Origin of the sequence: uncultured Campylobacter sp. (genome assembly GCF_938031315.1) — a bacterium.
Lineage (GTDB): Bacteria > Campylobacterota > Campylobacteria > Campylobacterales > Campylobacteraceae > Campylobacter_B.
In genome coordinates this window covers 1-10,174 of record NZ_CALHHT010000280.1, presented here as the reverse complement: position 1 = coordinate 10,174, position 10,174 = coordinate 1, and the positions used below count along the sequence as shown (strand labels likewise).

Sequence of the window (10,174 nt, the reverse complement as noted above, 5' to 3'; positions counted from 1 at the left end):
GATGACGACACCCACTGCCATATCGATGACGTTTCCTTTCATCGCGAATTCTTTGAATTCCTGAATGAAACTCATATTGTCTCCTTGAATAAGATGCGCCGATATTAGCCTATTTTTGCTTTGTTTTTGCTTTTTATTAGGAAGTAAAAAGTATAATCTGAGCTTAAATTTAAACCCAAAGGACCTAAATTGTATCGCTTCGCTCCGTCGCCCACCGGCGATATGCATATCGGAAATTTACGCGCGGCTATTTTTAACTACATCTGCTCGCTGCAGGATAAAAGCGGCTTTATTTTGCGCATCGAGGATACCGACACTGCGCGCAATATCGAAGGCAAAGATCAAGAGATAATCGAAATTTTAAAGCGCTTCGGCATCTCATGGCAGAGCCTGTATTATCAAAGCAAAAATTTAAAATTTCATCAGCAGTTCGCAGCCAAGCTGCTCTCCGAAAAAAAGGCGTTTTGCTGTTTTTGCAGCGAGGAAGAGCTGGAGGCTAAAAAGCAAGCCGCAAAGGACGCGGGCGAGGCGTATCGCTACGACGGGCACTGCGAGCATTTAAGCGACGAGGAGGTGCTTGGCTGCGAAAAGCCCTTTACCATCCGCCTTAAAAAACCGGATCACGCGCTGGAATTTACCGACGCGATCAAGGGCCGTATCGCATTTGAGCCGCAGAATATCGACAGCTTTGTCATAATGCGCGCGGACAAGACGCCTACGTATAACTTCGCCTGCGCCTGCGACGATATGATGCAGGGCGTGAGCTTCGTAATCCGCGGCGAGGATCACGTCTCAAACACGCCAAAGCAAAACTGGATCCGCCAAAGCCTCGGCTACGACGGCGAGATCAAATACGCCCACCTGCCGATAATTTTAAATTCCGAAGGCAAAAAGATGAGCAAGCGCGAGGATAGCTCGTCGGTAAAATGGCTGCTTCAAAGCGGCTACCTGCCCGAGGCGATCGCGAACTATCTGATCCTGCTCGGCAACAAAACGCCGCGAGAGGTCTTTAGCATGGATGAGGCGGTGGAGTTTTTCGACATCGCTAAAATTTCAAAAAGCCCGGCTAAATTTGACGAGGACAAACTCGCCTTTATAAACCGCGAGCATATCAAAAGAGCGAGCGAGCAGCGCCTGGCGGAGCTTTTTGAGCTTGAGCCTAAATTTGCGCCTTTGATAAAATTTTACACTCAAGAAGCAAGCCTTATTCCGCAGATTAAAGAAAAGATCGCAGCGATCTACGGCGCGAAAGATATCCCGCAGGAGTGGGCGGCGCAGGCGCAGGCTCTGCGAGAGGCGATCTTAAATTTATTAAGCTCAAACGATGCACCAGCAGAATTTAATGATTTCAAAGCGGCGCTTTCGCAGGCTACAAATTTAAAGGGCAAGAGCCTATTTATGCCGCTTAGATTTTTACTAACCGGCGCACCTCACGGACCAGAGCTTAGCGAACTGTATCCGCTGATCCGCGCCGATTTAAAGGAGATACTCGATGCTACTAAATAGCGTATTTTACGGCATTTTAGTGAGTATTCACTACGTGATTCAAGCTTATATGATGCTAATTTTCGTCGCCTGCGTCTTAAGTTTCATCCGTCCAAATCCGTTCGGTAAATTTTATAAAATCGTCCGCGCGATCTCTGCGCTTACGGAGCCTGCGTTTGCGCTGGTGCGCCGCTATCTGCCTACGACTTTCGGCGGGTTTGATCTTTCGCCGCTTCTTATCCTGCTCGTGCTTAACTTCTTTGACAGCGCGATAATCTATATCATCAATAGGACAGTCATTTGAAAATATTTTTGAAATTTAGCCTTGTTTTGGGACTACTGTGCGCCGCAAGTAGCGGTAAAATTTTAAGCTACGAGGAGATTAAAAACGAACCCAAATCCCTAGCTAAGGATTATTACATCTATCGCCTAATAGATGAGACGAAATACAACAAAGCGGAGATTAAAATTTTAAAACAGAGTATCTTCCGCTACAAAGGCAAGCTAAAAGATAAGCTCGATAGAATTTTCGGCATCGCCAAAGCTCCTAAGCGTCCGGATCGCTGTGCAGGCGTTACCTCCGCCAATATTTTAGATGCAAATTTAACCTGCAAAAAGGCGCGCTCATATCCAAATTTCATCGCCAAGCTAAGTCCGTCCGTGCGCGAGACGCTCGCTTTGCAACTAGAGAGTCACCAAGACGCGGCTTCGCGAAACGCCGTAAATTTACTGCGCGGATTTAACGACGAAAATCCGAGCGAGTATTTTATGCAAAGTCGCAATGCGCAAAACTACTTTTTATATTACAATTATCTAAAAAGCTCCGGCAAGGACGCTCTGATCGACATCGACGCCAACGCAGCCTTCGTAAGCGAACTGGCTTCGCAAAAAGGCTTCAAAGCGGTTCTCAACGACGCGCTAATCAACCGCAAATACCCGCACTTGCGCCGCTCGCTCACGGGCGTCGATCCGCTAACCGCGGAGAAGGACGTAGCGTTTATGCTGGGCGTAAATGCCGTCATGCAGGGCGACGAAGGGGCTGCGCTTGCGTTTTTTAGCCGCGCAGCTGCAAGCTTTGAGAAGCCTCACGACGTGCACAATGCGAAATTTTGGATATATCTTCTAAGCGGCGATCAAAATATCGTAAAAGAGCTGGCTACAAGCGAATACTACAGCCTCTACGCGCTTTATGCCAAAGAGATTTCGGGAAATAAAAATTTAAACATCATCATCCCAAACCCCGCTAAAAATTCCATCGAGGGCTACGACATCACCGATCCTTTCGCTTGGGTTCGCACGAAAAATAGCGCCGATAGGATGTCTCGCGAGCAGCTTTTGGAATTTGCAAAAAAATTCGACACCAAACAAAGCATCGGCGAGTACTCATACATCATGAATAAAGCAAGCGGCGGCAAGGACAACTTCTATCCGACGCCGTTTATGGAGTATATCGGCGACGGCGATAATCGCCGCAAGGCGCTAATTTTGGCGCTCGCCCGCCAAGAAAGCCGCTTCGTGCCCGCATCGGTATCTACGTCGTATGCGCTTGGGATGATGCAATTTATGCCGTTTTTGGCTAACGAAATCGGAAAAAAGCAACTCAAAATCGACGGCTTCGATCAAGACGATATGTTCCGCCCCGAGGTCGCTTACCGCTTCGCCAACATCCACATCGACTGGCTGGAGCGTAAAATTTACAGCCCGGTTTTCATCGCATACGCTTACAACGGCGGGCTCGGGCTCGTCAAAAAGATGCTTCAGCGCGGCGATATGTTTAATAAGGGCAAATTTGAGCCGTGGCTTAGTATGGAGCTCGTGCCGTATGCCGAGAGCAGGGACTACGGCAAAAAGGTGCTTGCAAACTTCATCATCTACTCGCAGATCCTCGATCCGCGCGCGAAAGTCTCGGTGCAGCAGGAGCTGCAAGATCTGCTGATACCGAGCAGAAGCGACGATTTTAGATAAATTTACGAGGCGGCGAAATGAAAGCAAAGCGAAATTTTATAGTTAAAATTTTAGCCGCTTCGGCTTTTATCTGCGAAATTTGCGCGGCGACTCAAAATTTTTCGGCTGCCAAAGATGCCGCGAAATCGCTGAAAGAGGATGAAATTTTAATCCTTAAAAGCGATCTTGCCGCTGCCAAAAAACAGGGCGGCGCGCTGCAAGAGCTAAATTTAGAGGAAAGAGAGCTTGCAAAAAACGCGCTTAAGCTTCCGTTTGAAATTTACGAGCTGCGCCTTTCTGAGGATCAAAATACGCTCTTTGGCTTGGGCGACGACAAAGGCGGTATCGTCCTGATCGATGTTACCGAGCCGCGCACTCTAAGGCTTGCGGGCATATTTTCTTTTCCGCAGCATGAGCTTGATCCCGCCTACATAGATATCGCGCAGAGCAAAGACGGCAAAAGTCTATTCGTCGCCGATCCTAATTTCGGAATTTATAAGCTGAATCTTAGCGACCGAAGGGATATTAAAATTTCGGCTCGGCTTGAGGCGCGATTTGTAAACAAAATAGAGCTTTCAGCCGACGGACGCACCCTTTTTGCGAAGGATTTTTTTAGCACCCTTACCGCCTATGACGTAAAAGATGATAAATTTACGCAGCTTGCTTATTTTATCGCCCCTTCCAAAGTCACTAAGCGAGAATACGATTACGCTTGCGCACCGCATAGATTATCCGAAATAAAGGAGCTCGGCGATCTGAAACTACTCTCTGAGAATGAGCTTTTGCTGGCAAGCTGGACGGGGTTTTATATTTTAGATATATCGGATATGCATAGGTACCGCGCAAATGCCGCGCAAAGCTTTAATATCTTAAAGCAGATCCGTTATATCGCCCATCCGTATTTAGAAATTGATAAAATGGCGCTATCCAAAGACGGCAAGCGGGTATTTTCATCAAATTGGAGCGAATTTGGGCTATATGATTTAGGCGAAAACGACACGGCCCAATCAAGCGCGTATTACAGCGGCGCGCACTTAAATAATTTTAAAGTCATAGAGGATCTAAATTTAGCCTACTTGGGCAAAAAAATATCCGAAAAGGGGGAGTTTCCAAGCGTGGATCTGATCGATTTTAGCAACAAACTTGACCCCACCCCGATAAAAAGATATCTCTTTCCGCAGAGCCTAAAAGGCGTAAGCGTCGAGTCTCGCGGCGAATATCTATTCTTTTCCTATTTTACGAAAAACGGAGCGTTCATAAGTGGGCTTGATCGCGCTTCGTTAAGCTCCGCCGAGAAATCCGCTCAATCTGCGCAGATGCAAAATGAAATTTTGGCCGAAAAAAGCCCCGAAGAAAAAGGCGCGATCTGGGAACTTCCTTACGCTAAAAAGGGCTTTAGAACCGTCGATAACATAATAAAATCTCCGCAAGGATATCTGCTCCTTGCAAGTGCGAGCGACGAATACCGAGTCTCGCTAGTTGAGTTAAGCGAGCGAGGAGCGGAGCTTTGGCGCAAAAAATTAAATATGGTATCCGCAGCCAATATACCGGTAGCGGCGATGGACTCGTACGCGCTTTTGGATAATCAAATTTTAGACACCGAAACGAAAAAGATAATCTACGAATTTCCGCTTAAATTTAAAGAAGTAGCGAGCTTCGGCGATAAATTTGCCGCGATAGACGAAAACGACGATCTGTGCTTTTACGAGAGAGAAAAACTGCTATGGAAGAAAAAGCTAAATATCGCAAAGAGCAAAAGGCCGTTTGACGGCGCCATGACAAAGATAGCCAAAATATCCGAAAGCGAAATCCTGCTCATCATCGAAAAAGACGGATTTTTAAAATTTAACGCCAAAGGCGACGAACTTTGGCATAAGAGCGTAAATTTCGCCCGCACGATGGAAGGCGGCGCCTCGGACGAACTCGTAATCGATCAAAAAGCGCAGTTGCTAAAAGCAAAGGACGGATCGATATTTCTACTGGCAAAATTCGGCGCAAATATCGCAAAATTCGATGCCTTAGGTAATGAAATTTGGAGAAAGCAAATTTGCGGAAGAGATCGCGGCGTCTGCGATCTGCCCGATACGCTAAACGCGACCTATAAATTAGCAAACTACAAAGAGGGGCTACTTCTAATCGGCACAAACGACGCTTCGGAGGATCAGACGATATTTTTAGAGCTTGATCTGGACGGCAATATATTGCGCGAAAACAAAGCGAAATTGCAAGATTTTTGGCTCAAAAGCGCCGTAAGCACGGATGACGGAGGCGTTTTAATAGGCGGAGGCGCTCACGGCGACGATACGGTCATAATAAAAATCCGCTCCGACCTGCCGCTGTATCAACAAAAGATCAAAAATTTAAACAGATAAACTATCCGCAGCTTATCCGCCGCAAAGGCTGCGGCAGGTTTAAATTTAGACGCTTTTGCGGTCTGCTTGCGGTGATTTAAAATTTCGTAACTTCGGATACGTAAGCCGTCGTTTTACAATTTTGGCAAATTTTAAATTTACGCCTGCCGCTGCGCCGTTTTAGTTAAATTTAACGGCACGGAGCCTGCAAGCGCGAGATGATTTAATCGTGATTTAATCGTGCGACTCCGCAAGCCGCTTTAAAATTTAGCAATCAAATTTACTATTTAAAAAGCCCTTTGATCTTACCGAAAAGCGACTTCTTTTCGTTGCCCGCAGCGGTTGCGTCTTCATGATCTTCTGCGGCGGAATTCTCACTGCCGCCTTCTATCGTATCGCCGCTGCACGGGACGGAATTCTCGCCGCTTGCCTTAATTGCGCCGCCATCCGCTTCCATCACACTGCCGCTGCCCGTTGCATTGGCGCCGCGCGAGGCAGAATTCTCTCCGCCCGCAGTACCGCTTCCGCCTGCCTTGCTGCGCTCTATGGCTTCGCCGATCTGCTGCGCCGCAATATCCGCGTAGATCAGCGCGCCCTGCGTATCACAATTAAAAAGATTTGAAAACGACTCGGACCTATTCAGATCGATCGGATTGGGCTCAACCACCTCGGTAGCCTCAAGCAGCCCTACTCCAAGCTCTGCGGCGGAATTTAGCGCGTTTAAAAACACGGGCAAATTCTGCGCATAAAACTCATCTATCGCCTCTTTTATCTCGCCGTCCGCTTCATAATCGCGCAGCAGTTTCTGCACGCCATCGGCGCCAAGATATGCGCCGCAGCAGTAGTTTTCGATGATCTCGTTATGAATTTCGCCGCTAAATTCCGCTAGAAATTCCGCCGGCAAAACCTCGCGCCAATCGCTTATGTAGGATTTAAATTTAGAGCTTTGCTCCGCCAAAAAGCTAAACGCCGTGCCGCGCGTGTAAAAATACTCTCTAAAATAGCCCTGCGCCACGGCGAGGTGAAATCCATGCGTTTTATTAAAAATGCCCCCTGTGCCGTACTGCAGCGCCGAGCGGAAGCCATCCGCGTATTTTTCTGCGTAAAATTCATCCATCCCCGCTTCGCGCGCTATTTTAGCGATAGCCTCAAAATCGCCCTTTTGCGCGAGCTTTAGCGGCTCAAAATACCACTGCGAAATTTCATCTTTGCCGATCGCGTGATAGCTTATGTCGTAGCCCACCCTCTCTCCTTTAATCTTTCAGATCGATCTGCGGCTGCCAATACAGCGACTTTGAAATTTTACGAAATTTCATCGTGGCATCCAGACCATTTGAGGTGCGGTAGCTAAGCACCAGCTCGTCCTTATCGCTCTTAGGCGCGGTGATCTTGTAGCGGCTCGCCCACGCGATCTTAAAAAGCTCCTTTTGCAAAAGCGGATCTCCGTCGTGCAGCGGCACTACGTTTGCGTTTGCGCCGTTAATCTGCACCGCGCGGATCTGAATCTCTTTAGGATAGGAGGTGAGCAAAAACACCTCGTCCTCCGCGGCGTTTCTAAGCTCGGGCGCGACGGGATTTAGATATGTAGCGACGCTTAAATAACGATCGCCCGCGCGCACTGATTCAAATTTTTGCGTATAGGCCAAAAACTCGTTTTTAAGCGGATCGTGACGGGGATCGTTTGCGGAGCAGGAGTTTAAAAATAGCGCTAGCGCGGCTAGGAGCGAGCCCTTTAGCAGGCCGTTTAGCGCGCCGCTAAAATCAATTTTTTTCATCGATCTTCCTTTGAAATTTTAGGCGCATTTTAACGAATTTTGCTTTTTAAAAGGCTAAATTCGCTACAATCTGCTCATCTTAAAAAGCCGGATTTTAAAAATGAAAAGACTTGCTATCGCATTTTCAGGCCCTTCCAACAGCGGCAAAACGACGCTAATTTGCAAGATCGCTAAAATTTTTATCGCTAGCGGGCTGCGGATCGCGATCGTAAAGCACGATCCGGGCGATAAGGCGCGCTTTGATGTAGAGGGCAAAGACAGCGCCAAATTTAGTGAGCTCGGCGCCGAGACCGTCGTGATGAGCCCGACGCGGACGAGCTATTTTTCGCAGCGCTGTATGCAAATCGAAGAAGTCGTGCGGATGCTCGGAGATTTCGATATCCTGCTCGTAGAGGGGCTAAAGACGCTGCCGCTGCCGCGCATAAGCCTGTTTCGCGACAGGATCGATGAGGCGTATCTGCCCTTTTCGGACGCGATCGCTTCAAATTTAAGCGGCGAGCAGATGGATAAATTTTGCCGCGTAAATTTTGACATCAACGACGCTGCGGGTATCAGCGAATGGATCTTAAAAAACGCCAAAAAGATGTAAAGGAAACAGAATGCAAGAGATCGTAAAATCAATCCAAAATATCGCGCTACAAATCGCCGAGGAGCTGAAATACGCGGACTTCGGTTACACAGATCATCACAACAGCACGGGCGATACGCAGCTCAAACTCGACGTAAAAAGCGACGCCATAATCGAGGCGGAATTTCGCAAAAACCCGCTCGTGCGCGCCCTAATCAGCGAGGAAAAAGAGGAAGCGCTGGAGCTTAGAAAGGATGCGCGCCTAATCGTCGCTTATGATCCGCTCGACGGCTCGAGCTTGGTGGACGTAAATTTCGCTGTGGGCTCGATATTTGGCATCTATGAGGATGAAATTTCGCCCGCAAACTTAAAAGCGGCGATCTATTGCATCTACGGGCCGCGCCTTGAGATGGTCGTTTGCGAGGACGCGCCAAAGCTCTACCGCCTAAATCGCGAGGGCAAATTTAGCTTCGTAAAAGACCTACGACTGAACGAAAAAGGCAAACTAAACGCCACGGGCGCGACGCAAAAGGGCTGGAGCGAGCTACACCGAAAGCTCGTGCGGGCGCTGTTTGACGAGGGCTACCGCCTGCGATACAGCGGCGCGATGGTAAGCGATCTGCATCAAATTTTATTAAAAGGCGGCGGACTTTTCAGTTACCCCGCTACTAGCGATCATCCGCGCGGCAAGCTTCGCGTAACCTTCGAAGTGCTGCCGTTTGCGTTCATCTTCGAGCGCGCCGGAGGCGCCACCAGCGACGGCGAAAACGGCTCGCTTTTACAGCTAAAGATTGAGAAAATCCACCAAAGCAGCCCTTGCTTTTTCGGCTCGAAGTACGAGATCGCGAAGATGCATGAAATTTACGGCGAGAAAAACTGATGGCGGATACCGAGAGCAGCGCGCCGCGCGACGTTTACGACGAAATTTTGGATAAAAGCTTAGCCGCGCTACAAGCGTGCCAGGCAGAGCACAACCTCACCAGCTGCCTGGAGTGCGAGAAGCTGCTAGATTGCGCAGTGCGCGATAAATACGTCAAGGCGGTCTATGAGAGCATGTCGCACGGCGCGACGGGGGATTTTTCGTTTTAAATTTAGCTATTGCAATCGCGGAATTTTACGAAGCAGGCTACTTAAAGCCCTTGTCTCGCGGGCTTTTTACGAAGATGGCTGCGGCGCGGATTCGCTCTGCGACGTAAATTTAATCCGGCGGCGCGCAGGTTCTTGCTTTGTAGTGTAAAATTTGCTCCGCTGCGAAATGATAAAATTTACGGCGCGTTTAGCCTCGCGGCGGGGTCTATTTTGCGGTGCGTCTGTTTTGCGGGCAAGATTCTGCGACGGGCGATAAAATTTAAATATGGGCACAACCGAATTGTGAGCGAGCGGCTAAATTTAAAGCGGGCGCACGATTAAATTTCAGGCGGCGCGGTGGGGTTTTTAAAATTTACGGATAAAATTTTAAGGCGCGAAATTTCATTCCGCAAAATTTCAGCCGCGATCTTTAAATTTATGCGACCAAATTTTACCGACTTGCGCGAGCCGCCGTTCGCCGCCGATCTTTTGCCGGTTTAAATTTTGCCTTGCAAAATTTAAACTAGCAAACTTAGCGGCGCAGGCGAGACGGCGGATTTTGCCTCGCAAAATTAGAGCTGCAAATTTAAACCGCGATTGCGCGTTAAAATTTAAAGGCTAAATTTAAAGCTCGTCGAGCATGCGTGCCGTGCAAAGCGCTCGCCAAAATTTCAAAGCCGAGGCGCATGCAACCGCTTGCGTTAAATTTAAATAGCCTAGCGCACGCAATGCTCGGCATTAGAATTTCAGAGCCAGCCAAGGCTCGGTAAGCAGGTGCGTCGCGAGCCATGCATGCTAAAATTTCAAAGCCGAGCGCGCTATGACGGTTGCGTTAAAATTTTAAAGCCAAGTCGCATTACGGCAACGCTTGCGTTAAATTTAAAACCGATCGGCTGGCGGGTGAAATTTCAGGATCGATCCATTTGCAAAGCTGTGCGTCATCGATCTATTCGCAAAGCCGCGCCCATAGATCTTTTCGCAGC

The 10,174-nt window shown here is 48.4% G+C and carries 11 protein-coding genes; 8 read left to right on the top strand and 3 right to left on the bottom strand.

The features are described 5' to 3' along the window. A partial coding sequence (locus Q0236_RS06940) for an MscL family protein (protein ID WP_297916349.1) occupies positions 1–75 on the bottom strand: 75 nt, incomplete at its 3' end. A 114-nt stretch (positions 76–189) separates the two neighbouring features. Here Q0236_RS06940 and gltX point away from each other — a divergent pair. From gltX to Q0236_RS06920, 4 genes are read left to right on the top strand one after another with little or no spacing between them, the layout of a single operon-like run. Further along, positions 190–1,506, top strand: coding sequence for a glutamate--tRNA ligase (gene gltX / locus Q0236_RS06935; protein ID WP_297916347.1), 1,317 nt, complete (start codon positions 190–192; stop codon positions 1,504–1,506). Beyond that, positions 1,493–1,789 carry a YggT family protein gene (locus Q0236_RS06930; RefSeq protein WP_297883309.1) on the top strand — a complete coding sequence of 99 codons (297 nt, stop codon included), beginning with the start codon at positions 1,493–1,495 and terminating at the stop codon, positions 1,787–1,789. The genes gltX and Q0236_RS06930 overlap by 14 nt, the downstream gene beginning before the upstream one ends. Then, positions 1,786–3,450 carry a lytic transglycosylase domain-containing protein gene (locus Q0236_RS06925; RefSeq protein ID WP_297916345.1) on the top strand — a complete coding sequence of 555 codons (1,665 nt, stop codon included), beginning with the start codon at positions 1,786–1,788 and terminating at the stop codon, positions 3,448–3,450. The genes Q0236_RS06930 and Q0236_RS06925 overlap by 4 nt, the downstream gene beginning before the upstream one ends. A gap of 17 nt (positions 3,451–3,467) precedes the next feature. Beyond that, the gene (locus Q0236_RS06920) at positions 3,468–5,801 is read left to right on the top strand and encodes a hypothetical protein (protein ID WP_297916344.1); all 2,334 of its coding nucleotides are present in this window, start codon (positions 3,468–3,470) and stop codon (positions 5,799–5,801) included. 262 nt (positions 5,802–6,063) lie between these two features. Here Q0236_RS06920 and Q0236_RS06915 read toward each other — a convergent pair whose 3' ends face one another. Together Q0236_RS06915 and Q0236_RS06910 are read right to left on the bottom strand one after the other, a co-directional pair. Next, positions 6,064–7,023 carry a hypothetical protein gene (locus Q0236_RS06915; RefSeq protein ID WP_297916343.1) on the bottom strand — a complete coding sequence of 320 codons (960 nt, stop codon included), beginning with the start codon at positions 7,021–7,023 and terminating at the stop codon, positions 6,064–6,066. A gap of 10 nt (positions 7,024–7,033) precedes the next feature. Then, positions 7,034–7,555, bottom strand: coding sequence for a hypothetical protein (locus Q0236_RS06910; protein ID WP_297916341.1), 522 nt, complete (start codon positions 7,553–7,555; stop codon positions 7,034–7,036). Positions 7,556–7,655: 100 nt separating this feature from the next. Here Q0236_RS06910 and mobB point away from each other — a divergent pair, with 100 nt between their 5' ends. From mobB to Q0236_RS06890, 4 genes are all read left to right on the top strand, one after another. After that, on the top strand, positions 7,656–8,144 hold the full coding sequence (gene mobB / locus Q0236_RS06905) for a molybdopterin-guanine dinucleotide biosynthesis protein B (protein WP_297916339.1): 489 nt from the start codon (positions 7,656–7,658) through the stop codon (positions 8,142–8,144). A gap of 10 nt (positions 8,145–8,154) precedes the next feature. Continuing rightward, positions 8,155–9,003 (top strand): class 1 fructose-bisphosphatase, encoded by an 849-nt coding sequence (locus Q0236_RS06900; protein ID WP_297916337.1) that lies wholly within the window; start codon positions 8,155–8,157, stop codon positions 9,001–9,003. Next, positions 9,003–9,212, top strand: a complete 210-nt coding sequence (locus Q0236_RS06895; RefSeq protein WP_295151906.1) for a hypothetical protein — start codon at positions 9,003–9,005, stop codon at positions 9,210–9,212. The genes Q0236_RS06900 and Q0236_RS06895 overlap by 1 nt, the downstream gene beginning before the upstream one ends. A 336-nt stretch (positions 9,213–9,548) precedes the next feature. Beyond that, positions 9,549–9,692 (top strand): hypothetical protein, encoded by a 144-nt coding sequence (locus Q0236_RS06890; protein WP_297916336.1) that lies wholly within the window; start codon positions 9,549–9,551, stop codon positions 9,690–9,692. Positions 9,693–10,174 lie beyond the last annotated feature (482 nt).

Coding starts and splice junctions, on each gene's coding strand:
- Q0236_RS06930 (WP_297883309.1), top strand. CDS start 1,493: ATGCTACTAAATAGCGTATTTTACGGCATTTTAGTGAGTATTCACTAC.
- Q0236_RS06920 (WP_297916344.1), top strand. CDS start 3,468: ATGAAAGCAAAGCGAAATTTTATAGTTAAAATTTTAGCCGCTTCGGCT.
- Q0236_RS06910 (WP_297916341.1), bottom strand. CDS start 7,555: ATGAAAAAAATTGATTTTAGCGGCGCGCTAAACGGCCTGCTAAAGGGC.
- mobB (WP_297916339.1), top strand. CDS start 7,656: ATGAAAAGACTTGCTATCGCATTTTCAGGCCCTTCCAACAGCGGCAAA.
- Q0236_RS06900 (WP_297916337.1), top strand. CDS start 8,155: ATGCAAGAGATCGTAAAATCAATCCAAAATATCGCGCTACAAATCGCC.
- Q0236_RS06895 (WP_295151906.1), top strand. CDS start 9,003: ATGGCGGATACCGAGAGCAGCGCGCCGCGCGACGTTTACGACGAAATT.